22 protein-coding genes and 1 rRNA gene are annotated in these 26,622 nt (G+C 66.3%); 10 read left to right on the forward strand and 13 right to left on the reverse strand.

Translation table 11 applies throughout. The annotated features are described in order from the left end of the window. Positions 1-81: 81 nt before the first annotated feature. Positions 82-1,509 (reverse strand): cation:dicarboxylate symporter family transporter, encoded by a 1,428-nt coding sequence (locus tag LOC56_RS11190; protein ID WP_229952344.1) that lies wholly within the window; start codon positions 1,507-1,509, stop codon positions 82-84. A gap of 131 nt (positions 1,510-1,640) precedes the next feature. Here LOC56_RS11190 and LOC56_RS11195 point away from each other — a divergent pair, with 131 nt between their 5' ends. From LOC56_RS11195 to LOC56_RS11220, 6 genes are all read left to right on the forward strand, one after another. Continuing rightward, entirely contained in the window at positions 1,641-3,266 is a 1,626-nt protein-coding gene (locus LOC56_RS11195) for a sensor histidine kinase (protein ID WP_229952345.1), read from the forward strand. Then, positions 3,263-3,982 carry a response regulator gene (locus LOC56_RS11200; RefSeq protein WP_229952346.1) on the forward strand — a complete coding sequence of 240 codons (720 nt, stop codon included), beginning with the start codon at positions 3,263-3,265 and terminating at the stop codon, positions 3,980-3,982. The genes LOC56_RS11195 and LOC56_RS11200 overlap by 4 nt, the downstream gene beginning before the upstream one ends. Before the next feature lie 125 nt (positions 3,983-4,107). Further along, the gene (locus LOC56_RS11205; RefSeq protein WP_229952347.1) at positions 4,108-5,139 is read left to right on the forward strand and encodes a substrate-binding domain-containing protein; all 1,032 of its coding nucleotides are present in this window, start codon (positions 4,108-4,110) and stop codon (positions 5,137-5,139) included. Positions 5,140-5,179: 40 nt separating this feature from the next. Beyond that, entirely contained in the window at positions 5,180-6,187 is a 1,008-nt protein-coding gene (locus LOC56_RS11210) for an ABC transporter permease (RefSeq protein ID WP_229952348.1), read from the forward strand. 86 nt (positions 6,188-6,273) lie between these two features. Continuing rightward, the gene (locus tag LOC56_RS11215) at positions 6,274-7,005 is read left to right on the forward strand and encodes an ATP-binding cassette domain-containing protein (protein WP_229952349.1); all 732 of its coding nucleotides are present in this window, start codon (positions 6,274-6,276) and stop codon (positions 7,003-7,005) included. Between the two features lies 1 nt (position 7,006). Further along, on the forward strand, positions 7,007-7,939 hold the full coding sequence (locus LOC56_RS11220) for a PfkB family carbohydrate kinase (protein ID WP_229952350.1): 933 nt from the start codon (positions 7,007-7,009) through the stop codon (positions 7,937-7,939). Here the strand turns inward: LOC56_RS11220 and LOC56_RS11225 are convergent. Continuing rightward, positions 7,929-9,863, reverse strand: coding sequence for an AMP-binding protein (locus LOC56_RS11225; protein WP_229952351.1), 1,935 nt, complete (start codon positions 9,861-9,863; stop codon positions 7,929-7,931). The genes LOC56_RS11220 and LOC56_RS11225 overlap by 11 nt on opposite strands. Before the next feature lie 184 nt (positions 9,864-10,047). Between LOC56_RS11225 and LOC56_RS11230 the strand changes: the two genes are divergently transcribed. From LOC56_RS11230 to LOC56_RS11245, 4 genes are read left to right on the forward strand one after another with little or no spacing between them, the layout of a single operon-like run. Continuing rightward, a complete protein-coding gene (locus LOC56_RS11230) occupies positions 10,048-10,713 on the forward strand; it encodes a GntR family transcriptional regulator (RefSeq protein ID WP_229952352.1) in 666 nt (221 codons plus the stop codon). Then, entirely contained in the window at positions 10,710-12,227 is a 1,518-nt protein-coding gene (locus tag LOC56_RS11235; protein ID WP_229952353.1) for an MmgE/PrpD family protein, read from the forward strand. The genes LOC56_RS11230 and LOC56_RS11235 overlap by 4 nt, the downstream gene beginning before the upstream one ends. Beyond that, complete coding sequence (prpB, locus tag LOC56_RS11240; protein WP_227933236.1) at positions 12,228-13,133, forward strand: methylisocitrate lyase; 906 nt, start codon at positions 12,228-12,230, stop codon at positions 13,131-13,133. A gap of 42 nt (positions 13,134-13,175) precedes the next feature. Further along, positions 13,176-14,309 carry a bifunctional 2-methylcitrate synthase/citrate synthase gene (locus LOC56_RS11245; RefSeq protein ID WP_229952354.1) on the forward strand — a complete coding sequence of 378 codons (1,134 nt, stop codon included), beginning with the start codon at positions 13,176-13,178 and terminating at the stop codon, positions 14,307-14,309. Between the two features lie 280 nt (positions 14,310-14,589). Here LOC56_RS11245 and LOC56_RS11250 read toward each other — a convergent pair whose 3' ends face one another. From LOC56_RS11250 to rrf, 11 genes are all read right to left on the reverse strand, one after another. Further along, entirely contained in the window at positions 14,590-15,072 is a 483-nt protein-coding gene (locus LOC56_RS11250) for an 8-oxo-dGTP diphosphatase (RefSeq protein WP_331460936.1), read from the reverse strand. After that, complete coding sequence (gene xerD / locus LOC56_RS11255) at positions 15,072-16,034, reverse strand: site-specific tyrosine recombinase XerD (protein ID WP_229952371.1); 963 nt, start codon at positions 16,032-16,034, stop codon at positions 15,072-15,074. The genes LOC56_RS11250 and xerD overlap by 1 nt, the downstream gene beginning before the upstream one ends. Before the next feature lie 296 nt (positions 16,035-16,330). Continuing rightward, positions 16,331-16,993, reverse strand: coding sequence for an NUDIX domain-containing protein (locus tag LOC56_RS11260; protein WP_229952355.1), 663 nt, complete (start codon positions 16,991-16,993; stop codon positions 16,331-16,333). A 2-nt stretch (positions 16,994-16,995) separates the two neighbouring features. Next, on the reverse strand, positions 16,996-18,690 hold the full coding sequence (locus LOC56_RS11265; protein ID WP_308219818.1) for a CTP synthase: 1,695 nt from the start codon (positions 18,688-18,690) through the stop codon (positions 16,996-16,998). 46 nt (positions 18,691-18,736) lie between these two features. Next, positions 18,737-20,458 carry a DNA repair protein RecN gene (gene recN / locus LOC56_RS11270; protein ID WP_229952357.1) on the reverse strand — a complete coding sequence of 574 codons (1,722 nt, stop codon included), beginning with the start codon at positions 20,456-20,458 and terminating at the stop codon, positions 18,737-18,739. After that, on the reverse strand, positions 20,455-21,468 hold the full coding sequence (locus LOC56_RS11275) for an NAD kinase (RefSeq protein ID WP_229952358.1): 1,014 nt from the start codon (positions 21,466-21,468) through the stop codon (positions 20,455-20,457). The genes recN and LOC56_RS11275 overlap by 4 nt, the downstream gene beginning before the upstream one ends. 54 nt (positions 21,469-21,522) lie before the next feature. Further along, the gene (locus tag LOC56_RS11280; protein ID WP_229952359.1) at positions 21,523-22,395 is read right to left on the reverse strand and encodes a TlyA family RNA methyltransferase; all 873 of its coding nucleotides are present in this window, start codon (positions 22,393-22,395) and stop codon (positions 21,523-21,525) included. 2 nt (positions 22,396-22,397) lie between these two features. Continuing rightward, a complete protein-coding gene (locus LOC56_RS11285; RefSeq protein WP_229952360.1) occupies positions 22,398-22,646 on the reverse strand; it encodes a hypothetical protein in 249 nt (82 codons plus the stop codon). A gap of 78 nt (positions 22,647-22,724) precedes the next feature. Further along, entirely contained in the window at positions 22,725-23,723 is a 999-nt protein-coding gene (locus LOC56_RS11290) for an HAD-IIA family hydrolase (RefSeq protein ID WP_229952361.1), read from the reverse strand. Then, positions 23,716-25,833: a hypothetical protein gene (locus LOC56_RS11295; RefSeq protein WP_229952362.1), complete on the reverse strand. Its 2,118-nt coding sequence runs from the start codon at positions 25,831-25,833 to the stop codon at positions 23,716-23,718. Before LOC56_RS11295 ends, LOC56_RS11290 begins: the two co-directional genes overlap by 8 nt. 331 nt (positions 25,834-26,164) lie before the next feature. Then, positions 26,165-26,281: ribosomal RNA gene (gene rrf / locus LOC56_RS11300) — 5S ribosomal RNA — on the reverse strand. Positions 26,282-26,622: the final 341 nt, after the last annotated feature.

The raw sequence follows: 26,622 nt of genomic DNA on the forward strand, positions 1-26,622 counted from the left end.
GCACGCGCAAAACGCGCCCCGCCCCGGTGTCTTCCGGGGCGGAGCGCGTTTTGAGGTACTGCCGGTTGTAGCGCCGGCGCCTTAGTGCCGGGGATCCCCTGCGGTGCCGGAGACTGCGGAACTACCGGCAGGGCTGGGTACCGATGCGGCCAGTTCGGCGGATTCCGCCGTCTGCCGCGGTTCGTCAGTGCCGGCGTCGACGTTCATGCTCGCCTCGTCGAAGGGCAGTTCGCGGTCCAGGACCGCCTTGACCTGTTCCTTGTCGATTTCCTTGGTCCAGGTGCCGATGAGGACGGTGGCCACGGCGTTGCCGGTGAAGTTGGTCAGCGCGCGGGCTTCGGACATAAAGCGGTCGATGCCGACAATCAGGCCCACGCCTTCGATCAGGTCGGGGCGGTGGGACTGCAGTCCGCCGGCCAGTGTGGCCAGGCCTGCGCCAGTGACGCCTGCGGCGCCCTTCGAGGCAACGATCATGAAGACCAGCAGGGAGATCTGCTCGCCCAGTTCCAGCGGCTTGCCCATGGCCGAAGCCACGAACAGTGCGGCCATGGTCAGGTAGATGGCGGTTCCGTCGAGGTTGAAGGAATAACCGGTCGGAACGGTGACGCCGACGACGGGCTTGGAAATGCCCAGGTGTTCCATCTTTGCGATCAGGCGGGGCAGGGCCACCTCGGAAGAGGAGGTGGAGAAGATCAACAGGTACTCACGGCCCAGGTACCGCATGAGCTTGAAGATGCTGAATCCGGTGACCAGCTTCAGCAGTCCGCCCAGGATGACGACAATGAAGAGGATGCAGGTGATGTAGAAGGCGACCATCAGGGTGGCCATGCTCACGATTGCCTGGATGCCGGTCTCGCCGACGACGGCGGAAATGGCACCGAAGGCGCCGATGGGAGCCAGCCACATGATCATCATGAGGATCCGGAACACCAGGGCCTGGATGTACCCGATGCCCTTGAGCACGGGGGCGCCGGCGGCGCCCATCTTCTGCAGGGCGAAGCCCACGAGCAGGGCGACAAACAGGGTCTGCAGAATGGACTCGCCCGTGAGGGAGGCCAGCAGGGTGGTGGGGATGATGCTCAAAAGGAAGCCCGTCATCCCCTCCCCTTCCTCGGGGGCGGCCGGGGCGGCGCCGCTGGAAGCCTCCAGGTCCAGGCCTTCACCCGGGTGGATCAGGTTACCCACGACGAGGCCGATGGCCAGGGCGAAGGTGGACATGATGATGAAGTAGCCAAGCGCCAGGCCGCCCACCTTGCCGACCGTCGCTGCTTTGGCGATTGATCCGATGCCTAGGACAATGGTGCAGAAGATGACGGGGGCAATCATCATCTTGATGAGGTTAATGAACCCCGTACCGAGCGGCTTAAGGCTCTTCGCGAACTCGGGGGCAAGAAGCCCGAGTACGGCACCGAGTACCACCGCAGCGATTACGGCGATGTAGAGGAAATGTGTTCTGTCCCGCTTACGGCTCTTCTGTGAACCGTCGTAGGGATTAGCGGCAGCTGCCATGGCGGTACTCCTTGATGCGTTTGGTCGGCTTCCATCTTCGATCGTTATGTGATCACAGTCACCCTTGTGTTCATACTGTTCTCAAGAAAACCCCTTACGCCCCGTAAGGAACCGCAACCAAAGGATCGAAAGTGCATCGAGGCAGCCTGGCCGGCCGGTTATTCCTGGCCCAGCTTGCCTTCATCCTGTGCGTTTCGGGCGGGATCGCCTGGGGGCTGTACCAGCAGGCCGAAGAGAACACCTATGAGGAAACGGGCTCACGGATGCTCGCCGTGGCCGGCACCGTGGCTGCCGCGGATACCGTCCGCACCGCCGTCGACTCCTCCGATCCGGCGGGCCTGCAGGACTATGCGCGCGATGTGATGGACAACGTCGGGGTGGACTTCCTGACCATCATGGATACGGACCGCACGCGGTTCACGCACCGGAACGCCGAGCAGATCGGCAGGCCCTACATCGGTTCCATCGATCCGGCCCTGGCCGGGGAGAGCTTCACGGAAACCTACACGGGCACGCTCGGGCCCTCGGTCCGCGCCGTCACCCCGGTGTACGACGACGCCGGCAACGTCACCGCGCTTGTCGCCGCCGGCATCACGGTGGACCGGGTGGCCATTGCCCGCGATGCACGGCTGCCGGAGCTGTTCGCCATCGACGCGGCCGCGCTCGCTGCCGGAGCCGTGGGGTCATACCTGCTCAGCCGCTATCTGCGCCGGGCCACCCACGGTCTCGGTCCCGCGGAGCTGACACACATGTATGCCTTTTACGATTCGGCGCTGCACTCGGTGCGTGAGGGGCTGCTGCTGCTCAATGACCGGGGACAGCTGGTGCTCTACAACGACGAAGCCGCCGTCCTGCTGGGGCTGCCGCCGGCGGATCCCGCCGTGCGGACCCGGGAACTGCCGGATCTCCCCGGACCGCTGGCATCCCTGCTGCGCTCCGGCCGGGACGCCCGGGAGGAAATCCATCTCACCGGCGAGCGCATCCTGGTGGTCAACCAGTCCGCAGCGGTGTCCGCCGGGCAGCACGGCCGGCGGTTCGGTACGGTCACTACGCTGCGGGACCATACCGACGTCGAATCCCTCACCGGTGAACTGGCCTCCATGCGGACGCTGGCCGATGCCCTGAGCGCCCAGGCCCATGAGCACGCCAACCGCGTGCACACGCTGGCGTCCCTGATCGAGCTGGGGCGCAGCGACGAGGCCCTGCGCTTTGCCACTGCCGATCTGGAACAGTCCCAGCAGCTCAATGACGAAGTGCTGGCCGTGGTGGAGGAACCGGCGGTAACCGCCCTGCTGATGGGCAAGGCAGCGCAGGCCCGCGAGCGCGGCATCGAGCTGGACATAGAGGTGGGTCCGGAAAGGGGACGATTCAGCGGGGCCGGGCTGGAGCCGGTGGAGCTGGTAACCATCATTGGCAACCTGCTGGACAACGCGTTCGACGCCGCGGAGGGCTCCGTGCGCCTGTACCTGGGCAGCGGCGACGGCCAGCTGCTGATCGAGGTGCAGGACGACGGTCCGGGCTTAGACCCTCAGATAATCGAACATATATTCGAACAGGGTTTCAGTACGAAGGAGCTGCCGGAGGGGCGGGTGCTGTCCGGCCGCGGATTCGGGCTCGCACTGGTCCGCCAGGCCGTGACGCGCCTGGACGGACGCATCCAGGTTCTGGGCAGCCCGGGTGCTTGCTTCAGCGTGGAGCTCCCGCTGCCGGCTTCGGCGTCCGCTCCGGTCCTCCCGCTGGCAGAGGCAGCACCGTGACCCGGCACTCCCCCGACGTCGGCGTACTGGTGGTGGAGGACGAGGAAATTCCCGCCGAGGCCCACGCAGAGTATGTCCGCCGGGCGCCGGGCTTTCGACTGGCCGGCATTGCGCGCACCGGTGCGGAGGCGCTGGAGGCCCTGAAGGTAGCCGGGTCGGCGCCGCCCGGCAGCGGAGCGGAGATCGGCCTGGTGCTGTTGGACATGAACCTGCCTGACCTGCACGGGCTGGACCTGCTGCGCCGGATCCGCGGGGCCGGACTACCCGTGGACGTCATAGCCATCACCGCGGTCCGGGACCTGGCGGTGGTCCGCAGCGCCATGTCCGGCGGCATTGTCCAGTACCTGATCAAGCCGTTTACGTATTCGGCGTTCAGTGCCAAGCTCACCGCCTACGCCGAATACCGGCGCCGGATGGCCGAGCAGGCCGCCTCCACCACGCAAAGCGAAGTTGACAGTGCCTTTGCCGCCCTCCGTCCTGCCGTGGCGGGACAGCTGCCCAAGGGACTGTCCGCGGAGACGCTGGAGGCCGTGGCGGATCTGCTCAAGGGTGCCCGGGCACCGCTCTCCGCCACTGAAGCAGCAGAGTCGCTGGCCATGTCGCGGATCACCACCCGCCGCTACCTGGAGTATCTGGCGGACCAGCAGTCGGTGCTGCGCTCGCCGAGGTACGGTACCCGGGGCCGGCCGGAGCTGGAGTACAGCTGGCGCCGGTGAGGCGCCCAGCCCTGGCCTAGCGGGCCGTATCGCCGGGACATCGCTTGTGGAAGCGTCCTCCCGCGGCTACTCTCGGGCGCAGTCGTCGCTCGATGAGACGCATGGTCATAGACAAAGGAGTCGTGATGGCACGTGCAATCCGGCAGGGTCCGCAACGGAAGACAATCCAGACCAAGGCCGGCGCCCTGGTGGCCGCGGGTTGCCTGGTACTCGCAGCAGCAGGCTGCGGCTCGGACGAAGAAAGCACCGGCGATGACGAGCAGGTCAAAGTCGGACTCGTCACTAAAACCGATTCCAATCCTTTCTTTGTAAAGCTGCGCGAATCCGCCGCAGCCGAAGCGGAGGCAGAGGGGGCCGAACTGATCGCTCTCGCAGGCAAGTTCGACGGTGACAATGAGGGTCAGGTCGCTGCCATTGAAAACCTTGTCAGCCAGGGCGTTCAGGGGATCCTTATCACCCCCAACTCATCAACCGGCATCCTGGACGCCATCGATAAGGCGCGGCAGGCCGGTGTCATAGTGATTGCCCTGGATACCGCAACCGACCCTGAGGACGCCGTTGACGCCACGTTCGCTACGGACAACCTGCAGGCCGGAGTGCTGCAGGGCAGTTGGGTCAGAGGCGCCCTCGGTGACGCCCAGCCCCAGGTGCTGATGCTGGACGGTACGCCGGGAGGAACCGTGGACACTTTCCGTCATGACGGTTTCCTTGAGGGCATGGGACTCACCGAGAACTCACCCGAAATCCTGGGAATGGAAAACACCAACGGCGACCAGACCAAGGCCCAGACCGCCATGGAGAATCTTCTTCAGCGCGAGCCGGATGCCAATGCCTTGTACACAATCAACGAACCCGCCGCCGCCGGTGCCTACCAGGCCATGGAGTCCGCAGGCCTGGAAGACCGGATCACCGTGGGTTCCATCGACGGCAGCTGCACAGGCGTGGAGAACGTCAAACGGGGAGTTATCGGAGCCACCGTGATGCAGTTCCCGGCCAAGATGGCGTCCGAGGGCGTCAAGGCCGTTGTGGCTTACGCGAAGGACGGGACAAAGCCTTCCGGATTCGTGGATACCGGTGCGGAGGTCATCACTGATGAACCGGTGGAAGGTGTCGCTTCCAAGGACACGGCGTGGGGACTGGAGAACTGCTGGGGCTGAAGACCCGTCTGCCAAGTGCCTGAAGCCCTGGAGGTAGTCCATGAGCACTAAGAATCCGGCGCCGCCCCTGACCGCTCCCCGGCCTGCCAATCAGCGGGCGGTTCAGCTCACGAATCTGCTGAGGCAACCGCTGGTTGGCCCGCTGGCCGCACTGCTCCTCGCCGTTATCGTCTTCTCCCTCATCACCGACACGTTCCTGACCTCCTACAACCTCTCCCTGATCCTGCAGCAATCCGTGGTGGTGGGCATCCTTGCCGCGGCGCAGACGCTGGTCATACTCACCGGCGGCATCGATCTGTCCATCGGGGCGGTCGCCGTCCTGGGCACGATCGTGATGGCGAAGATCGGGACCGTGCACGGACCCTGGATCGGGTTGCTCGCCGCCGCGGCGGTCTGCGTGGCGGCCGGGACCATCAACGGAGCCTTGGTCACGGTCCTGAAGCTGCCGCCGTTCATCGTGACGCTGGGGACGTTCACGGCAATCTATGCCGCCACTCAGCTTTACGCCGGATCGCAGACCTACCCGGTGCGGGACGAGCCGTTGACCTTCCTGGGCAACAGCATCGGGAGCGGTGCGGTCTCGACGACCTATGGTGTGATCGCCATGCTGGTTGTCTATCTGGTCGTCTGGTACGCCTTGACGCAGACGGCGGGAGGACGGCATGTCTACGCGGTGGGCGGCAACGCGGAAGCGGCGCGGCTCGTCGGCATCAAGTCGGACCGGACGCTGCTGTTCGTCTACATGACCGCCGGGCTTATCGCGGCGGTGGGAGCCTGGGCGGCTTTGGGACGTATCCCCAACGCAGACCCCAATGCCTTCCAGAACGCGAACCTGGAGACCATCACCGCCGTCGTGATCGGTGGAACCAGCCTCTTCGGCGGACGCGGCAGCATTATGGGCACCCTCATCGGCATGCTGATCGTCAGTGTGCTGCGCAGCGGCCTGACAGCGGCAGGGGTGGATGCGCTCTACCAAAACGTAGCAACAGGCGTGCTGGTGATTGCGGCCGTTGCGCTGGACCAGTTTGCCAGGAGGAAAACAGGGTGACACAGCACATCCAATCCCCCGTGCCGGGTCAACGTTCCATCGCGCCGGTTCTGGAGGCCCACGGTTTGGTAAAACGCTATGGAAGCGTGACCGCCATCAACGGTGCCGAGTTCGAGCTGAGGCCGGCGGAGGTGCTGGCCGTGATCGGGGACAACGGAGCGGGAAAGTCCAGCCTGATCAAGGCTTTGACCGGCGCTCTGATCCCGGATGCAGGCGAGATACTCATGGACGGGCAACCCGTGCGCTTCCACAACACGCTTGACGCCCGGGACGCCGGGATCGAGACCGTTTATCAGGATCTTGCCGTAGTTCCGGCACTGGACATAGCGAGCAACGTCTATCTCGGCCGAGAACTGCGGCGGAAAGGCGTAAGGGGGGCGGTCTTCCGACAGCTGGATAAGAAGGCCATGCAGGAGGAAGCACTGCGGCATCTGACGGACCTGAAAGTAAGCATCAAATCTGTACGGCAGGCCGTCGAGACTCTCTCCGGCGGCCAGCGCCAGGGCGTCGCGGTGGTACGCACCGCAGCATTCGGCCGCCGCGTCATCATCATGGACGAACCAACCGCTGCCTTGGGCGTCAGGGAATCGGGAATGGTGATTGACCTGATCCGGCAGATACGGGACCGCGGCCTTCCCGTGGTTCTGATCAGCCACGATATGCCGAATGTCTTCGAGGTCGCGGACCGGATCCACATTCACCGCCTCGGCCAGCGTGCGGCCGTCGTCGACCCGCGGGAGCGGAACATGTCAGAGGTAGTGGCCCTGATGACAGGTGCTGCGGAGCCGACTCCGCTGGAGCGCGAGGGCGGAGCCTGAGATGCCGCTGGGGATCTTTGCGGGCCTGGCGACCCTCGATGTCATACAGCAGGCGGACAGGATCCCCGGGCCGAACGAGAAAATCACCGGGCACTGGCAAACGATGGCCGCCGGCGGGCCCGCTGCCAACGCCGCGGTCGTCTTCGCCGCACTCGGCGGCCAAGCCCGCTTACTGACCGCGCTTGGCACCGGCCCGGCGGCACGCCTGGTGCGGGCAGATCTTGAGAACTACGGGGTGGAAGTCATCGACGTCGGCCCCCGGACAGGCGACGCTGCTGTCTCTTCCGCCATCATTACTACGGCAACGGGAGAACGGTCCGTGGTGTCCAGCGATGCAGCCGGACGCAGCGTTCCGGCGCCCGCATCGGATCAGCTTGGCCGCCTGCTGGCCGGCGCGGAGGTAGTCCTGCTGGACGGACACCATCCCCTGCTGGCCGTGGCCGCCTCCTTGGAGGCTGCACACCAGCACATACCGGTGGTACTGGATGCAGGGCGTTGGAGGCCGGTCATGGAGGAGCTGCTGCCAGCGGCCCGTGCGGTGATCTGTTCGGCGGATTTCCGGGTTCCGGGAACCCGCGGGGCGGCTGAAAGCGCCGCCGTCGTCGCCGCGCGCGGCGCAGCCTTGGTCGCGGTCACCAGGGGCGGCGATCCGATCCTCTGGTGGGAGAAGGGGCGTACCGGACAGGTACGGGTGCCCACCGTCAAGGTGGTGGACACACTGGGAGCCGGTGACTTTTTCCATGGAGCCTTCTGCTGGTTCCTGGCACGGCCCTTACTTCACACGACAGAGCGGCTCGCCGCCGCTGCGGAAATCGCTGCGCTGCGCTGCACACAGTTGGGACCCCGGGGATGGTTGCAGGACCTTCAGGCCCCGGGACCCGCTTCCCCCCGGAGCCAGACCCCGGCCTCAGCGCAGCCGCCGTTCAACCAGTAATTCCGGACTGCTGCGCCGGACGCAGCACCGCAGTCAGGGCCTCCAGCACGCCGGGATCCTCGATGGTGGAGGGCACGGTGTGCGGAACGCCGTCGGCAATCTGGCGCATGGTCTTGCGCAGCACCTTTCCGGACCGGGTCTTGGGCAGGGCGTCCACCACGTACACGTCCTTGAAGTCCGCCACGGGGCCGATCTGCGAGCGCACCCGTTCGACCAGTTCCGCGCGCAGCACGTCGGCGTCGATCTCCGTACCTGCCTTCAGCACCACGTAGCCGGACGGGCGCTGGCCCTTCACGGGATCGGCGATGCCGATCACCGCGGCTTCGGCGACGGCCGGATGGGAGCCCACCGCCTGTTCCATGGCGCCGGTGGAGAGCCGGTGGCCGGAGACGTTGATGACGTCGTCGGTACGGCCCATCACGAACACGTAGCCGTCCTCGTCCACGTAGCCGGAGTCCCCGGTGGCGTAGTAGCCGTCGAAAACCTCCAGGTACGCGGCGCGGTAACGTTCGTCGCTCCCCCAGAGTGTCTGGAGGGTTCCCGGCGGGAGCGGCAGTTCCAGGGCGATGTTGCCCTCCGTTCCGGCCGGCACCCGCTTCCCGTCCGGCCCGAGCACGCGCACGGCAAACCCGGGAACCGGGACGGTGGGCGACCCGGCCTTGACCGGCAGTTCCTCCAGTCCCACGGGGTTGGCGCAGATGGCCCAGCCGGTTTCGGTCTGCCACCAGTGGTCGATTACCGGCACCCCGAGGGCAGCCTCCGCCCACTCCAGAGTGGCCGGGTCCAGGCGCTCGCCGGCGGCAAAGAGGTGCCGCAGCCGGGAGAGATCGTGCCGACCCGGTTCGACGGCGTCGGGGTCGGCCTTCCGGATGGCCCGCAGCGCGGTGGGTGCGGTGAACAGGACGTCGACGCCGTGCTCCGCTGCCACCCGCCAGAACGCGCCGGCGTCCGGGGTGCCTACGGGCTTGCCCTCGTACAGCACGGTGGTGGCTCCGGCGATCAACGGTCCGTAGACGATGTAGGAGTGGCCCACCACCCAGCCGACGTCCGAGGCGGTCCACATCACCTGCCCCGGTCCCACCCCGTAGATGTTCTCCATGGACCAGGCCATCGCCACCGCGTGGGAGCCGTTGTCCCGCACCACGCCCTTGGGTGAGCCCGTGGTCCCGGAGGTGTAGAGGATGTACAGCGGATCGGCGGCGGCCACGGAGACCGGCCCGGCGGGAACCGCAGCCGCGGCGAGCGCGTTCCAGTCATGCCAGGCCGCCCCGCCGGTGCCGTCAAACTCCTCGCGGGTAGCCGTGAAGCCCGTCCGTTCGGCCACGACGACGGCGGCGACCCGGTGCGTGGCGGTTTCCAGTGCCTCGGCGACGGCAGGCAGGTATTCGACGGCGCGCTTGGGTTCGAGTCCGCCGCTGGCCGTCACGATGACCGTGGGGCCGGCGTCGTCGATCCGGGCGGCGAGCTCCCGCGGGGCGAATCCCCCGAACACCACGGAGTGGACCGCCCCGAGCCGGGCGGTGGCCAGCATTGCGATCACGGCTTCGGGGATCATCGGCAGGTAGATGATCACCCGGTCCCCGCGCCCGACACCGAGGCCGCGCAGCACGCCGGCGAAGCGTTCCACCTCGGCGAGCAACTGGCTGTAGGTATAGGTGCGGCTGGTGCCGAGCATCGCGGAGTCGTAGATCAGCGCCGCGGTGTCTCCGCGGCCGGCGGCCACGTGGCGGTCCAGGGCGTTGTAGGAGGTGTTGAGCTCCGCGTCCGGATACCAGGAGTAGAGCGGCGCCCTGGCATCCTCGAGGGCGCGGGACGGCGGCTTGTCCCAGTCCACCAGGGAAGCGGCGCCCAGCCAGAAGCCTTCCGGATCGGTGCTGCTGCGGGCATAGGCCTGTTCGTAGGCTCCGGTGCTCTGCACGTCCATGAATCCTCCTTGATTCCAGTGGGACCCGCCATGCTACTGATGCTTTACGGGCCCCACAAGGGCGATTGTGTATACAGGGAGGCCTTCCTGCCGCCTTCTGTGGGTCCACAGTACGCATATGAGCCAGCTCATGTATACACTGACGGGTAACGTGACGCAGGTATCAGTCGTGAGGAGGCGCACTATGCGGGCCAGTGACCGCGCGTACGCCGCCCTGCGGCAGGACATCGTGGAGTGGCGGCTCCCGCCGGGCACAGTCCTGGGCGAAGTGGAGCAGTCCGCACGCCTCGGTATTTCCCGCACTCCCCTGCGTGAAGCACTGAGCCGGCTGACTGCTGACGGCCTGGCCGCCCCGCACAGCGGACGCGGCGTCGTCGTTACCGGCATCTCCCTCGACACCGTCGCCGAGCTCTTTGAACTGCGCCAGGCGCTGGAATGCAAAAGTGCCGCCCTTGCGGCCGTGCGCGGGCAGGCAGCGGTCTTTGAAGAACTGCAGTCCCGCTTCCGCTCGGCAGGCAGCCTCATCGCCGCCTCGGACCGGCAGAACCGCAGCGGCTATTACGAACTGGTGGCCGAACTCGACGCCGCCATCGACGCCGCCGCGGCGAATTCCTACCTCACGCAGGCGCTGGGCAACGTCCGGCTGCACCTGGCGCGGGTTCGGCGCCTGGCCAAGGACAACCCCGAACGGCTGCTGGAAACCGCCGGGGAACACGCCACCATCGCCGCCGCCGTGGCCACAGGAGACCCGGACCTGGCGAGCGCCTCGGTATCGGTCCACCTGCACAAAAGTCTTGAACACCTTCGATCCGCCCGGATCACCACCCCCGAGATAAGGACAATCCCTTGAACCTGAACAAAGTACGGGTCTACCGCTCCGACGAAAAACTCGCCCGCGAAGACCAGCTGGCCTACAAGATCGCCAAGGTTGCCGCCGATCCCGTTGAGGTCACCGACGACGTCACGGACATGGTCATCAACCGCATCATCGACAACGCCTCCGTGGCCGTCGCTTCCCTGAACCGCGGACCGATCGTCGCCGCCCGCGCCCAGGCCCTGTCCTTCTCCCCCTCCGCCCACGGCAAGGGCGCCTCCGTCTTCGGCGTACTCGCCAAGACCTCCCCCGAGTGGGCCGCCTGGGCCAACGGCGTGGCCGTGCGCGAACTGGACTACCACGACACCTTCCTGGCCGCCGAGTACTCCCACCCCGGGGACAACATCCCGCCCGTCCTCGCCGTCGCGCAGCACACCGGCGCCTCGGGCCGGGACCTGATCCGCGGCATCGCCACCGGCTACGAAATCCAGGTCAACCTGGCCAAGGCCATCTGCCTGCACAAGCACAAGATCGACCACGTGGCCCACCTCGGCCCGTCCGCAGCGGCCGGCATCGGCACCCTGCTGGGGCTCGACGTCGACACCATCTTCCAGGCCGTCGGCCAGGCCCTGCACACCACCACCGCCACCCGCCAGTCCCGCAAGGGCGAAATCTCCACCTGGAAGGCACACGCTCCGGCGTTCGCCGGCAAGATGGCCGTCGAGGCCGTGGACCGGGCCATGCGCGGCCAGACCTCCCCCACCCCCGTCTATGAGGGTGAAGACGGCGTTATCGCCTGGCTGCTGGACGGCCCCGAGGCCGCCTACGAAGTGCCGCTGCCCGAAGACGGCGAAGCCAAGCGGGCCATCCTGGACACCTACACCAAGGAACACTCCGCCGAGTACCAGGCGCAGGCCTGGATCGACCTGGCCCGCAAGATCCACGCCGAGCACCCCGAGGCAGCGGATGCGGCCAACGTGGAAAGCGTCCTGATTGCCACCTCGCACCACACCCACTACGTGATCGGCTCCGGCGCCAACGATCCGCAGAAGTACGATCCCACCGCCTCGCGCGAAACCCTGGACCACTCGATCCCGTACATCTTCACCGTCGCCCTGCAGGACGGCGCCTGGCACCACGTGGACTCCTACTCCCCCGAACGCGCCGGCCGGCCGGACACCGTCGCGCTGTGGCACAAGGTCACCACCGTGGAGGATCCGGAATGGACCCGCCGCTACCACTCGCTGGACATCAGCGAAAAGGCCTTCGGCGGCAAGGTGACCATCGTGCTGACCGACGGCACCGTCATCACCGACGAAATCGCCGTCGCCGATGCCCACCCGCTCGGTGCCAAGCCGTTCACCCGCGAGCAGTACATCAACAAGTTCCGCACCTTGGCCGAAGGCCTGGTCTCGGCCGAGGAAATCGACCGCTTCCTCGCCACCGTCCAGCGCCTGCCCGAACTTGCCGCCGGCCAGCTGGACCAGCTGAACATCACCGCTGCCGAGGGCGTCATCAACCCCGCCGCCGCACCGAAGGGACTCTTCTAAATGCTGTACTCCTCCGTAACCCCCGAGGCGAAGCGGATTGCTTTCCGCGAAGGGCTGGCCTCCGGCACCCTGCAGCAGTTCCCGGGTGCCTTCAACCCGCTCTCGGCACGCCTGATCGAAGAAAAAGGGTTCGACGGCGTCTACATCTCCGGCGCGGTCCTGGCCAATGACCTGGGCCTGCCGGACATCGGCCTGACCACGCTCACCGAGGTGGCCACCCGCGCCGGGCAGATTGCCCGCATGACCAACCTGCCCGCCATCGTGGACGCGGACACCGGTTTCGGCGAGCCGATGAACGTGGCCCGCACCATCCAGGAACTCGAAAACGCCGGCCTGGCCGGCTGCCACATCGAGGACCAGTTCAACCCGAAGCGCTGCGGCCATCTGGACGGCAAGAACGTGGTGGACACCGACACCGCGGTCAAGCGCATCCGGGCCGCCGCGGATGCCCGCCGGGATCCGAACTTCCTGATCATGGCCCGCACCGACATCCGCGCCGTGGACGGCCTGGAAGCGGCGCAGGACCGGGCCCGCGCCTTGGTCGACGCCGGAGCGGACGCCATCTTCCCGGAGGCGATGAAGTCCCTGGAGGAGTTCGCGGCCATCCGTGCCGCCGTCGACGTGCCGATCCTGGCGAACATGACCGAGTTCGGCAAGAGCGATCTGTTCACCTACGACGAGCTGGCCTCGGCAGGGGTAAATATGGTGATCTACCCGGTCACCCTGCTGCGCAGCGCCATGGGCGCTGCCGAACGCACCTTGGAGACCATCAAGGCGCACGGCACCCAGCAGGCCGATGTTCCCAACATGCTCACTCGTGCGCGTTTGTACGAACTGGTGGATTATGAGGCGTACAACCAGTTCGACACGTCCGTTTTCAACTTCCAGGTTCCGGGCACCCGCTAGGACCCGCCATCCATTTCCTGCACGACAAAGGAGTCAGCACCAATGACAGACACCCAGATCCACAAGGGCCTGGCGGGGGTACTCGTAGACACCACCCGCGTTTCCAAGGTCAACCCGGAAACCAATTCCCTGCTGTACCGCGGCTATCCCGTCCAGGAACTCGCCGCCCGGTGCAGTTTCGAAGAGGTGGCCTACTTGCTGTGGAACGGCGAGCTTCCCACCGAAGGGCAGCTGGCGGAATTCACGGAAGGGGAACGCAGCCAGCGCGCCCTCACCCCCGAACTGAAGGCCGTCATTGACGCGCTGCCCGTGACCTGCCACCCGATGGACGTCTGCCGTACCGCGGCATCCGTGCTGGGCGCATCCCATGAGCAGGCCGGGGATTCCTCCGTCCAGGCCAACATGGACAAGGCCGTCAGCCTCTTCGCTGCCATGCCCGCCGTCGTCGCCTACGACCAGCGCCGCCGCCGCGGCGAGGACGTCGTGGAACCGCGCGACGACTTGGACTACTCGGCGAACTTCCTCTGGATGACCTTCGGCGAGGAAGCCGCGCCCGAGGTGGTGGAGGCCTTCAACGTCTCGATGATCCTGTACGCGGAGCACTCCTTCAACGCGTCCACCTTCACCGCCCGCGTCATCACCTCCACGCTTTCGGACCTGCACTCGGCCGTGACCGGTGCCATCGGCGCGCTCAAGGGCCCGCTGCACGGCGGCGCGAACGAAGCCGTCATGCACACGTTCGCGGAGATCACCGAGAGCGCGGCCGGCGGCGACGTCGCCGCCCACGCCGCGGCCTGGCTGGACGAGGCGCTGGCGGAGAAGAAGAAGATCATGGGCTTCGGCCACCGGGTCTACAAGAACGGCGACTCCCGCGTACCCACCATGAAGTCCGCCCTGGACAACATGGTCAAGTACTACGACCGTCCGGACATGGGCGAGCTGTACACGGCACTGGAATCGGCCATGGGTGAGCGCAAGAACATCCTGCCGAACCTGGACTACCCGGCCGGCCCGGTCTACCACCTGATGGGCTTCGACACGCTCACGTTCACGCCGCTGTTCGTCGCTGCGCGGATCACCGGGTGGACGGCGCACATCATGGAGCAGCTCGAAGCCAACTCCCTGATCCGCCCGCTGAGCGAGTACAACGGGGCCGAGGAGCGGCACCTGCCGTAGTCTTCGTCCTTTGGCTGGCGCCGGGTCCCGTTGGGGGCCGGCGCCGGGGCACCATCGGGGGCCCCGGAACGGCGGCAACGAAATTCCCTTGCTCGCAGAGCTCGCAGGGAATATTAAAGCCGCCTTATCCGGGGTCCCCTGTGCGTGCATCGGGAGCCATGCCGGTCCGGGTCTCACTAATCCCCCCGGGCGTCTTATGGAGGTCCTGTTGCCTCCCCGTCTCTCCCGAGTCCTCGCCGCGCGGGATTCCATGAGCCGCCCAAGGGGACCTGGTCCCCTGCTAGGAAAAGACGACGCTGGAGACGTTGACGTTGTCGGCAGCGATAGTGATGACAGCGTTGAAATAGTCCCCGGCCAGAAGGCGGGGCATCCAGAGGGCCGAATCCGGCCACATCTTGGCGTAGGGCATTTCCCCGGCCGGATACCAGGCCGGAAGGATCTCGTCAGACTCCGCCGGTTCGCCGTCCCAGCGGAGTGCACGGAACAGCACCGTGGACATGTCCAGCGCGGGCTGTGCCGGGAAGATCCACTCGATGGTGCCGGCACGCGTGAGATCCTTTTCCGCGACGATGACGCCGGACTCTTCCTCCACCTCCCGCACGGCGGCCTGCTCCGGGGTCTCCCCCGCTTCGACGTGCCCGCCGAGCGTGACGACCCGGCCGAGGCCGAAGCCGGTCTTTTTCAATCCCATCAGCACCTGCCGACCATCCCGTGCCTCCCGGAACAGGAAGCACAGGACAACCGGCGAGGCGCGGAACTGCACTACAGCGCCCGCGGGTGGGCTGCGGCGTAAACCTCGCGCAGTGTTTCCGCCGTCACCAGGGTGTAGACCTGCGTGGTGGTCACCGAGGCGTGGCCGAGCAGTTCCTGGACCACACGGACATCCGCACCGCCTTCGAGCAGGTGCGTGGCGAACGAGTGCCGCAGGGTGTGCGGAGAAACGTCCCGGCCGATGTCGGCCTTCTCAGCGGCGTTTTTCAGGATGGTCCAGGCGCTTTGCCGGGACAGCCGTCCGCCGCGCGCATTCAGGAACAGGGCAGGCGTGCCCTTGCCCTTGGCAGAGGCCGCCGGGCGTCCGCGCACCATGTACTCGTCCAGGGCGCGGGCAGCATAGGAACCCAGCGGAACCAGCCGCTCCTTGGACCCCTTGCCGAACAGCCGCACAACGTCCGGACCCTTGGCGGGGATACGCTCCAGGGACAGGTCATCGACGTCCAGGCCCACGGCCTCGCTGATGCGCGCTCCGGTGGAGTACAGGAACTCGAGCAGGGCACGGTCCCGGAGCCCGGAGGGCGTATCGAGGCTGACAGCCTCCAGGATGCGGGTGACCTCGTTGACGCTGATCGCTTTGGGCAGGCGCTTGCCCGGCATGGGCGGGTGTACGTCCGACGCCGGATCGGCGGCGGTCATGCCTTCGAGCGCCCAGAACCGGTGGAGTCCGCGCACCGCTACGATGGTGCGGGCAGCCGAGCGCACGCTCAGTGCGGAGGCGCCGTCGGAGCCTTCGGAAATCGATTGGGCGAACGCCGTTACGTCGTGGCGGGAAATGCGTGAAATGTCCTCCACGCCCCGGGCGCTCAGGAAACGGGCGTACCGCAGCAGGTCCCGGCGGTAGGCGTCGAGGGTGTTGACCGCCAGGCCGCGTTCAACGGCCATGTGCTGCAGGTAGCTGCCGATGGCTCGTCCCGCGGGCGTGGAACGCAGTTCCTCGGCCGCCGAATTCATCGTCGCGGCACGTGTGCGTGCCTGGGTGGCCGGCTTGGGTGCAGCTTTAGTTGCGGCTGGGCGGGCGGGGCCTGAGTCTGGCTCGGCATCGGCCCCGGGCACCGCCGGGTGCCTGGGCAGCGGCTGCATGGAACCGGTCCGGTCCAGCTCGGCCAGGTCTGCGTCCCGCAGCCGCCGTGCCTCTTCCGATTCCAGGTCCAGCTTGAGGGTGGGATTCAGGGACCCGCGCAGGTTAATGGCAACGGTGTCGTTATTCGTAGAGCTGGCATCAGCATCAGCGCCGGGCATTGTGGTTCCTAGCGCACGGGGCCGTTGGCCCAGGAGGAGTGCTGCGAGTGGTGTTCGGGCCACGGGGCGTCGGCGGGCCGCAGGTCACGGTACCCGTTGCCTCGGGCGACGGCGGCGGCCAGGACGGCGGCCACCGCGGAAGGGCTGTGCATGCGTCCCTGCAGTGCTGCCTGCACGGCCTCATCCAGATCCACCCATGCGGTGGTGATTTCAGCTTCCTCCTGGGTGCGGGTGTGCCGCTGCGCCTCCGGGACTTGCGAGATACCGCGGGCCAGGTAGATGCGCAGGGCTTCCCGGGAGGAACCCGGTGAGAGGAACAGGTCAGTGAGGACCTGCCACTCAGAGGCCTGCAGATCGGCTTCCTCCGCAAGTTCGCGGGCGGCGCCGACCTGGAAGTCTTCGCCCTCCACGTCCAGCAGCCCGGCCGGGATTTCCCACAGGGTCATCCGCACCGGGTGCCGGTACTGGTTGATCAGCAGCACCTGCCCGGCGTCGTTCATGGCCAGGATGGCCACGGCGCCGGGGTGGGCGACGTAGTCACGGACCAGGGGTTCGCCGTCGTCGGTCAGGAGGAACTTCTCCTTGACCACGTCCCACACCGGACCGCTGTAAACCGTTTCCGATTCCAGCAGCGGGCGCGGGCTTTGTTCGTCGGCGAACCCCGGTGCCATGGCTAGGCCTTGCCGCTCTGGTGGGCCAGGGCAGCCTTGATGAGTCCGGCGAACAGCGGGTGCGGCCGCGTCGGACGGGAGCTGAGCTCCGGGTGTGCCTGCGTGGAGACGTAGTACGGGTGGACGTCGGCCGGAAGCTCGACGAACTCCACCAGACCGCCGTCGGTGGTGGTTCCGGAGAACACCAGGCCGGCGTCGGCAATCTGGTCGCGGTACTGGTTGTTGACCTCGTAGCGGTGGCGGTGGCGCTCGGCCACCTCCGTCTTGCCGTAGGTCTTGGCGACCACGGATTCCGGTTCCAGCTTCGCGTCCCACAGGCCAAGGCGCATGGTGCCGCCCATGTCGCCGCCGCCGGCGACAATGTCCTTCTGCTCGGCCATGGTGGCGATAACCGGGTACTGGGTATCCGGTTCGAACTCGGAGGAGGAAGCGCCTTCCAGGCCCACCACGTTGCGGGCGTATTCAATGACCATGCACTGCAGGCCAAGGCACAGGCCCAGCGTCGGAAGCTTGTTCTCCCGGGCGTAGGTCAGGGCGCCGAGCTTGCCCTCGAGGCCGCGGATGCCGAAGCCGCCGGGAACGCAGATCGCGTCCACCCCGGCCAGGGCCTTGGCTGCACCTTCGGGAGTATCGCAGTCATCCGAGGGTACCCAGCGGATGTTGACCTTGGCCTTGTTGGCGAAGCCGCCGGCACGCAGTGCTTCGGTAACCGACAGGTAGGCGTCCGGCAGATCCACGTACTTGCCCACGAGGGCGATGTCTACGTGGTGCTTCGGGTTGTGCACGGATTCAAGCAGGCGGTCCCACTTGGTCCAGTTGACGTCCTTGAACTTCAAGTCCAGGTGCTGGACGATGTACGCGTCCAGGCCCTGGGAGTGAAGCGTCTTGGGGATGTCGTAGATGCTCGGGGCATCCGGGCAGCCGATGACGGCATCAACATCGACGTCGCACATGCGGCCGATCTTGTTGCGCATGGCATCGGGCACCGGGCGGTCGGAACGGATGACGATGGCGTCCGGCTGGATGCCGATGGACCGCAGGGCGGCCACGGAGTGCTGCGTCGGCTTGGTCTTCAGTTCCTGGGACGGGCCGATGTACGGCACGAGGGAAACATGCAGGAAGAAGACGTTGCTGCGGCCGATGTCCTGGCGGACCTGGCGAGCCGCTTCGAGGAACGGCTGGGACTCGATGTCGCCTACCGTGCCGCCGATTTCGGTGATGATGACGTCGGGGGTCTTCTTCGCCTCGGAGGGCAGGCGCATCCGGCGCTTGATCTCGTCGGTGATGTGAGGAATGACCTGGACCGTGTCGCCGAGGTATTCGCCGCGGCGTTCCTTGGCGATAACCGTGGAGTACACCTGGCCGGTGGTTACGTTGGCGGAGCCGTCGAGGCTCTCATCAAGGAACCGCTCGTAGTGTCCGATGTCGAGGTCGGTCTCGGCGCCGTCGTCGGTCACGAAGACTTCGCCGTGCTGGAAGGGGTTCATTGTGCCCGGATCCACATTCAAATACGGATCGAGCTTCTGCATGGTCACCGCTATGCCTCGCGACCTCAACAAATGGCCGAGACTTGACGCTGTCAGTCCCTTGCCAAGTGAGGACGCCACGCCACCGGTGACGAAGATGTGTTTGGTCGTAGAAGACGACTTGGGAAACCTGGAATTTGATCGCTGCACCACGGAGTTCGAGCCTATCACCTTTTGTCGTTTCGGGTTTGACCTGTGTCTTGTTTCCGTCGGGACTTCACTGAAGATGCCCCGCTGAATCCAACAGTTCCTCGGCGTGGGCACGGGCCGACGCCGAGTCCTCCTGCCCGGCAAGCATCCGGGCGAGTTCCTTGATCCGCTCCTCCTGGCCCAGCACCCGGACGTCGCTGGCGGTGACGCCTGAACCGTCGTCGGCTGCCGTGGAGGTTTTGATCACGCGGATGTGGTGATCGGCGAATGCCGCCACCTGCGGAAGGTGGGTCACGACGATCACCTGCACATGCTTCGCCAGCATGGCCAGCCGGCGGCCGATTTCGACGGCCGCCTTGCCGCCGACGCCGGCGTCCACTTCGTCGAAGATGAAGGTGGGGACCGGATCCACCGCGGCCAGGACCACTTCGATCGCCAGCATCACGCGGGAGAGTTCACCGCCGGAGGCTCCCTTGCCCAGCGGGCGGGCCGGGGCGCCGGGATGCGGAGCGAGCAGGAAGGAAATGCTGTCGGCACCGTGCGGTCCCGGCTCCCCCGTGGGTTCCACCTCGATGACCAGGTTGGCGTCCTTCATGGCCAGCGCCGTGAGTTCGTCACTGACCCGCTGCGCGAGTTCCGCGGCAGCCTCGGTCCGCAGTTTGGTCAGGGCCGCTCCGCGGGTCGCCAGGCGTTCGCCAAGGGCCCCGATCTCCGCCTCCAGTGCTTCGATCCGGGAATCGTCGGAGCTGAGTTCGGCGAGGCGTTTGGCGCTTTCGCCGCTCCATTCCAGGACCCCGTCGATCGAGGGGGCGTATTTACGGACCAGGCCTGCCAGTTCCGCCCGGCGGGACTCCACTTCGGCCAGCCGTTCCGGTCCCTCGGAGTCCAGTGAAGCTCCGTAGCTGGCCAGTTCGGTGGCGATGTCGGCCAGGATGTAGCCCACCTCGGCCAGGCGCTGCCCGGAGGCAGCCAGGGCCGGATCGTGTTCCCCTGCGGATTCCAGCTGCCGCTTGGCTGCGTCCACCAGTGACGTGGCGTCCCCGCCGTCAGCAAAATCGTCCGCGATCAGAGCCGCATGGGCGCTCACTGCAGCTGTGCGCAGTTCCTCGAGGTTGCTCAGGCGCATGGCCTCTGCCTTGAGGGAATCGTCCTCCCCCGGCTGCGGATCCACCGCTTCGATTTCCTCCAGCGCAGCAGTCAGGTATTCGGCTTCGCGCAGCCGGTCCCGGGCCTGGTCCCGCAGTTCGGCGAGTTCCTTCGCCGCGGCCCGCCAGCGGGCGTAGTCCTCGCGGTAGGTGCCCAGTTCGGCGGCAAGCGGGGCACCGGCGTACTTGTCCAGTGCCTCCCGCTGCGCTGCGGCACTCTTCAGGCGCAGCTGGTCGGTCTGCCCGTGCACCACCACCAGGTGCTCACCCACTTCCGCCAGCACGCCCACCGGAGCCGACCGTCCGCCCACGTGTGCACGGCTGCGGCCGTCCGCGTTGACGGTACGGACCAGCGTCAGTTCGGCGGCGCCGTCGTACTCCTCGAGTTCGGCTCCCGCCTCGGCCGCACGGACAGCCGCAGGGCTCTGCGGATCCACATGTACGAGGGCCTCGGCGACGGCGGATTTGGCACCGATGCGGACGGCACCGGCGTCGGAACGAGCGCCCAGGAGCAGTCCCAGCGCGGTGATGACCATGGTCTTGCCGGCGCCGGTCTCACCGGTCACCACAGTGAAGCCTGGGCCTAGGTCCAAGGTGGCGTCGGTGATGACACCGAGGTCCCGGATCCGGATTTCCTCAATCATTCGACAATGCCTCCGCTGTCCGAAACTGCTGCGTCCCTGGCTGCCCGCCGGCCAGGTGCTTTGTCGCCGTCTCCTGCAGGGCTGAGCTGGGTCCCGGCCGCGGGTACCGGGGCCGGTCCGCGCCACCCGTGGGTGGGCAGCTGGAACTTACGGACCAGCCGTTCCGAGAACGGGGTGAGATGGGTACGCGCCAGGCGGACCGGTGTTTTGGACCGGGTCACCTCGACACGCGATCCCGGGGGCAGGTCGATGCTGCGCCGGCCGTCGCACCAGAGCACTCCGGCAGCGTCGGTACGGGTCAGGATCTCCACCGCCAGCACGGACGCCGGCGATACCACCAGCGGCTTGGCGAACAGGGCGTGTGCGCTGATAGGTGCCAGCAACAGTGCCTCGACCTCGGGCCAGACCACCGGTCCGCCAGCGGAGAAGGCGTAGGCGGTGGAGCCGGTGGGCGTGGCCAGCACGACACCGTCGCATCCGAAGGAACTGATCGGGCGGGCATCTACTTCAATGACCACTTCGAGCATCCGCTGGCGGTCAGCCTTTTCCACTGCTGCCTCGTTCAGCGCCCATGTGCGGGAGATGAGTTCTCCGCCGAACCAGACCTTCACGTCAATGGTCATGCGTTCTTCAACCGTGTAGGCGCGCTCCACCACCCAGTGGACGGTCTGGGCGAGGTCGGCACGTTCACTTTCGGCCAGGAAGCCTACGTGTCCCAGGTTGACGCCCAGCAGGGGCACGCTGGTTCCGCGGACCAGTTCCGCGGCGCGCAGGATGGTCCCGTCGCCGCCGAGCACCATGCCCAGGTCCACGTCGTCCAGTACGACATCCTCGTCAAGGATTTCCGTGGGGGCGGTGAGTACTCCGTATTCGGCCTGGATGTCTTCGAGGTCGCTGCGCCGCATCACCGGAATGAGTCCTGAGGAATGAAGCTGGGTGCAGGCTTCCTGGGCAGCAGTCATGGCGGCCCGCCGCCCGGTGTGGGCCAAAACCAGTATGCGTCTGCTCATGTCCGTCTTCATCCTCTTCGTCCTACGGGTGAATGCCTGCGGCATGCCCATCCGTCAGTCTTCTACGGCGGGCTTCCGCTCCGCAAACCCGGCAAACGCCGTAGCTACCAGTTCGGCAGCCGCATCGGCAGGCGATGCGCCGGCACCCGCTGCGTTTCCCGCGGTTTGCTCAGCTGTGGAGGCGGAGTGCTGCAGGGGAACCTGCAGCCACATAAAGAACTCCACATTGCCGTTCTGGCCGGGAAGCGGACTTGGTGCAATGCCCGCGATTTCCAACCCCGCACCAAGCGCTGCCGCCGCCACGGACGTCACGGCTGAACGGTGCTGGAGCGGATCGGTAACCACTCCCGTCCGGTCCAGCCTCTCACGCCCCACCTCGAACTGGGGCTTCACCATGAGCAGCAGGCTTCCACCGGGGCGGGTGGCGGCCGCCAGCGGGCCAACGACCTTTGTCAGGGAGATGAACGACAGATCCGCGACCGTCAGGTCAACGGTGCCCCCGATGTCCTCCGGGTTGAGGTAACGGACATTCATGCCCTCGTAGACACTTACCCGGGGATCCTGTCGAAGGGGTTCCACCAGCTGTCCGTGCCCGACATCGACGGCGGCCACGTGTGCGGCGCCGGAGCGAAGCAGGACGTCGGTGAAGCCTCCGGTGGAGGCACCGGCGTCGAGACAGCGCAGTCCAGGCGGCTGCACGGCGGGGAAGGCAGCAAGGGCGCCGGCGAGCTTGTGCCCGGCGCGGCTGACATAGTCCGGCAGTCCGTCATCGAGCACAACAAGGCGTTCCCCGGCGTCCACCGGTGCCGAGGGTTTGACGGCGGGCTTCCCGGCGCGCAGTACCCGCCCTGCGGCAATCAGCTTGGCCGCCTGGGTCCGGGAGCGGGCGAGTCCTCGGGTGACGAGTTCCTGGTCGAGTCTGGGCATGCCTAGTCTGCTGTCCCGTGGTGGATCCCGGGAGCCGGCGGCGCCTTTGGAGCTGCTGCCGGGGAAGGTGCCGCGGGCTCGGTGTTCAGCTCGGTAAGCAGGGCATCATGCATTTCGCTGTAGACCGCTGCGTGAGCCGCCACGGGCTGAGCAGCCAGCGGTGCGAGGTCATCGAGAAGGGAATCGACTGCATCGTCGTCCGTGGAGACCGGTGTCTGCGGCCATGGCGTTGACGGCTGGGATTCAGGCATCGGTCTTCCTCCTGTTGTTGCATGCGGGATGCATTGACGGTGAATGCGTAAATGATGAACGGAGCTTCTCTTGGAAGCCTAGCCGCGGGCGGTGACAGTCCAGCGGATCTCGGGTGCCTGGGCCGATTCCACGTCCGGGAAGGCGGCCCACCAGGCGGCACAACCTGCGCGCCAGCTGTCCAGATCCGAGGAATCGCCTGCAATTACTACAGCGGTGTCCTCCACCCAGGCGGCAGCTTTGCCGCAGCGGTATTGCCCGCCCTCGAGGACGGGTGCCGGATACGGTTCAAACAACGCTTCAAGGTTCTCAATGAGGTACACCGGCCGCTCCGGGGTCCGTGCGGCCAGCGCCGTCACCGGGGTGTCGACGCCGGTGAGTACCAGCGCGGTATCAAAACCGGCGTTGGTGCCGCCCAGGATGTCCGTGTCCAGCCGGTCCCCCACCACCAGCGGGCGATGGACGTCCAAGTGGCGTGCCGCCGTCGTAAACAGCGGAGCTTCAGGTTTGCCGGCAACAAAGGGAACCCGTCCCGTGGCGGCACCGACGGCGGCCACCAGGGTTCCGTTGCCGGGCGCAATGCCGCGCGCCTGCGGAATGGACAGGTCCGTGTTCGTGGCCACCCATACTGCTCCGCGTTCAACGGCGAAGGCCGCCTCGGCCAGGTCCGCCCATCCCAAGGTGGGATCGAACCCCTGGATGACGGCGTCGGGAGCGTCATCAGCCGAGGCAACGCGCACCATGCCCACGGCGTCGACGGCGGCAGCCAGGGTCGCGCTGCCGGTGACCAGCACCTTACTTCCCGGGGCAACCTTGGTTGCCAGCAGCTCCGCGCCCGCCTGCGCGGACCCGAACACATTTTCCGCGGTGGCGGGTGCTCCGAGTTCGCGCAGGTGGGCCGCAACAGTTGCCGAGGAGCGTGATGCGTTGTTGGTGATGTAGGCAAGCTGGACCGATACATCGGCCAGCCTGCCGAGGGCCTCCACGGCCCCCGGAATAGCGTGCGGTCCGGCGTAGACAACGCCGTCCAGGTCGGAAAAGACCGCGTCGTAACCGGAGACCAGTGAAGGATTAGCCATCAGTGCGCTGCTGCTCCGTCTCGTCGGCGTCTTCACGAGGGGTTTCCTCGTCGTCGTCGTCGTAATTGAAGTCCGAGACTACGACTTCCACGGCCTCGCCGTCGTCGTTGACGTCGCTGTCCTCGGTGAGCAGGTTTTCCTGCTCGTCGCTGGGCAGCGCGTCGATGTCCTCGGACGGCTCAAGGTTGTCCTTCGGGGCTTCTTCGGCCGGTGCGAAGTAGGCGCCGGAACGGTCCTCGCGGGCCTCGGGACGGCGCTTGGGGCGTTCTTCTTCCTCGGGTACCAAGTCGAAGATTTCAGGCTCTGCAAAGTCGCCGAAGCCCAGGGCTTCGTCTGCCCGCAGGGCCTGCTTCTGCCACTTCTGTGCTTCTTCGTTGCGGCCGGCAACCTCCAGGGCGTCCGCGTAGGCACGGAACAGCCGCGGGCTGTAGGAGAAGGCCCGGTTACGGTCCAGCTGCGGGATCTCCAGTGCGGCAACAGCTGCGTCGAACTGGCCCATGTCCATCCGGGCGCCGGAGACGACGATGGCGAGGTCCACTTGGCCGGCGGTGTCAAGGTCCTTGGCGTCTTCGGACCGTGCCATGTCGAGTGCCTTTTCCGGGTGGCCCAGACCGCGTTCGCAGTCGGCCATCATCGGCAGGTAGGCATTGGAACCGCTGATCCGCCGGTAGGTGCGGAACTCGCGCAGTGCTTCACCGAAGTGCTCGGCTGCATAGGCGGTCAGGCCAACGGCTTCGCGGACCACTGCCATGCGTCCGCCGCGGCGGCTGGCGGCCAGTGCATGCTGGAAAGCCAGCTCAGGCTCGTCGTCGATCAAGCGACCGGCCATGACCAGGTGCTTGGCGACCCACTCGCTGTTGACTTCCTCCAGGTTGCGCAGCTGGGCGCGGGTGACCTTGTCCAGCTCCTGCCCTGTAACGTCCTCATCGATTTCCGGTGAACGTTCGCGGTCGGGCCGGTTGGCGCTGCGCAGGTCCTTGGCATTACGGGGACGAGCTGCGGCCGGGGCGTCATCGCGGCGGAACGACGGACGGTCGGAACCGTGTGAGGGGCGGTCGCCAAAAGGCTTACGCTCACCGTCACGGGGCGGACGGGAATCACGCTGCGGACGATCATCACGCGAGAACGGCTTACGATCTCCGCGGTCACCGAACGGCTTACGCTCACCGTCACGGGGCGGACGGGAATCACGCTGCGGACGATCATCACGCGAGAACGGCTTACGATCTCCGCGATCACCAAACGGCTTACGCTCACCATCACGCGGCGGACGGCGGTCATCGCCGCCGAACGACGGCTTACGATCTCCGCGATCACCAAACGGCTTACGCTCACCATCACGCGGCGGACGGGAATCACGCTGCGGACGATCATCACGCGAGAACGGCTTACGCTCACCGCGATCACCAAACGGCTTACGCTCACCATCACGCGGCGGACGGGAATCACGTGAGAACGGCTTACGCTCACCGTCGCGTGCGGGACGGCGGTCATCGCCGCGGTCGCCAAAAGGCTTACGCTCACCATCACGGGGCGGACGGGAATCACGCTGCGGACGATCATCACGCGAGAACGGCTTACGATCCCCACGATCACCAAACGACTTACGATCACCGTCACGCGGCGGACGGCGGTCATCGCTCCCCCGGCTGGCACGGTCATTCCGTTCAGAACGATTGTTGAAGGGGGGCCGGCCTTCCGTGTCACGGGCAGGACGACGATCGTCGCTGCCTCCGAACGACGGCTTACGATCGCCGCGGTCACCGAAGGGCTTACGCTCACCGCTGCGCTCAGAGAACGGCTTACGCTCACCGTCGCGTGCGGGACGGCGATCATCACCATCGCGTGCCGAACGATCGCCAAAGGACGGCTTGCGGTCCTTCGAATACGACGGCTTACCGGCTGCTCCGCGGTCGCCGAACGACTTACGTTCGCCGTCGCGTGCGGGACGGCCGCCGAAGGACGGCTTGCGGTCTTCAAAGCGCTTGGGGGCGTTACGGTCATTCGTGGCGGGGCGTCCGCGGTCATCGCGGCGGTCCGACGAGCTGCTGTTGCGGGCTGCGTTGTTTGCGTCGCCGCCCCGCTGATCCCTGTTATTTTGCTCTGACATGCTGCTGAGTTCCTCTCGTCATGAGCCGACCAACGGAATTACTGCAGTCGCTCGTCACTATGTACCTGTAATGAAGATGTAAAAGTTATGGGAGGCGATCATGCCTCTGGGTAATTCTAGTGCAGTGCGCTCCCTGGCGCCGATTCCGCTCGCCCATTCGAGCCAGGTAAGCGAGTGAGTCTCGACACCAAGGCCACCGGACATCATCTTGGCCCAGGGCACGGAGCACGACGCCGGCCCCAGCCGCGTTCGAGCTCCCGGGACGCATCGGGCGGGTTAAACAAGGAGAGCCCGTACCAACACTGGTACGGGCTCAACCTCTTCAATAATTGTCCGGCGGTGACCTACTCTCCCACATCCTCCCGGATGCAGTACCATCGGCGCTGTGGGTCTTAGCTTCCGGGTTCGGAATGGGACCGGGCGTTTCCCCCACGCTATGACCGCCGTAACCCTTCTACCCGCACCCACCCCAAAGGGGTGAAGGGGAAAACAATGGTTACAACACGTCCCGAAACCACCTCCATAACAAAGGGGGTGCCGGCAGTGCGGTAAATATTGGTGAACCCGCCCCCCGGACAAGGAGGCATAGTGGGTTCGTGTTCCAGGCGCAACAACGGTGTTGTTGTCCGGGAACCACATAGTGGACGCAAGCAGCATGATCTACAACACCCTTTATACTTTGACGGACCGTTTGAAGTCGTGTCCGTCCAGGTGCTGGTGTGGTGTAAGTTATCGGCCTATTAGTACCGGTCAGCTTCACGGGTCTTTAGTCCCCGCTTCCACATCCGG

Source organism: Arthrobacter sp. zg-Y179, from assembly GCF_020907345.1.
Taxonomy (GTDB): Bacteria; Actinomycetota; Actinomycetes; order Actinomycetales; family Micrococcaceae; genus Arthrobacter_B; species Arthrobacter_B jinronghuae.

Coding starts and splice junctions, on each gene's coding strand:
- recN (WP_229952357.1), bottom strand. CDS start 20,458: ATGATTGAGGAAATCCGGATCCGGGACCTCGGTGTCATCACCGACGCC.
- LOC56_RS11220 (WP_229952350.1), top strand. CDS start 7,007: ATGCCGCTGGGGATCTTTGCGGGCCTGGCGACCCTCGATGTCATACAG.
- LOC56_RS11190 (WP_229952344.1), bottom strand. CDS start 1,509: ATGGCAGCTGCCGCTAATCCCTACGACGGTTCACAGAAGAGCCGTAAG.
- LOC56_RS11245 (WP_229952354.1), top strand. CDS start 13,176: ATGACAGACACCCAGATCCACAAGGGCCTGGCGGGGGTACTCGTAGAC.
- LOC56_RS11275 (WP_229952358.1), bottom strand. CDS start 21,468: ATGAGCAGACGCATACTGGTTTTGGCCCACACCGGGCGGCGGGCCGCC.
- LOC56_RS11230 (WP_229952352.1), top strand. CDS start 10,048: ATGCGGGCCAGTGACCGCGCGTACGCCGCCCTGCGGCAGGACATCGTG.
- prpB (WP_227933236.1), top strand. CDS start 12,228: ATGCTGTACTCCTCCGTAACCCCCGAGGCGAAGCGGATTGCTTTCCGC.
- LOC56_RS11205 (WP_229952347.1), top strand. CDS start 4,108: ATGGCACGTGCAATCCGGCAGGGTCCGCAACGGAAGACAATCCAGACC.
- LOC56_RS11290 (WP_229952361.1), bottom strand. CDS start 23,723: ATGGCTAATCCTTCACTGGTCTCCGGTTACGACGCGGTCTTTTCCGAC.
- LOC56_RS11295 (WP_229952362.1), bottom strand. CDS start 25,833: ATGTCAGAGCAAAATAACAGGGATCAGCGGGGCGGCGACGCAAACAAC.
- LOC56_RS11225 (WP_229952351.1), bottom strand. CDS start 9,863: ATGGACGTGCAGAGCACCGGAGCCTACGAACAGGCCTATGCCCGCAGC.
- LOC56_RS11260 (WP_229952355.1), bottom strand. CDS start 16,993: ATGGCACCGGGGTTCGCCGACGAACAAAGCCCGCGCCCGCTGCTGGAA.
- LOC56_RS11210 (WP_229952348.1), top strand. CDS start 5,180: ATGAGCACTAAGAATCCGGCGCCGCCCCTGACCGCTCCCCGGCCTGCC.
- LOC56_RS11285 (WP_229952360.1), bottom strand. CDS start 22,646: ATGCCTGAATCCCAGCCGTCAACGCCATGGCCGCAGACACCGGTCTCC.
- LOC56_RS11280 (WP_229952359.1), bottom strand. CDS start 22,395: ATGCCCAGACTCGACCAGGAACTCGTCACCCGAGGACTCGCCCGCTCC.
- xerD (WP_229952371.1), bottom strand. CDS start 16,034: ATGAATTCGGCGGCCGAGGAACTGCGTTCCACGCCCGCGGGACGAGCC.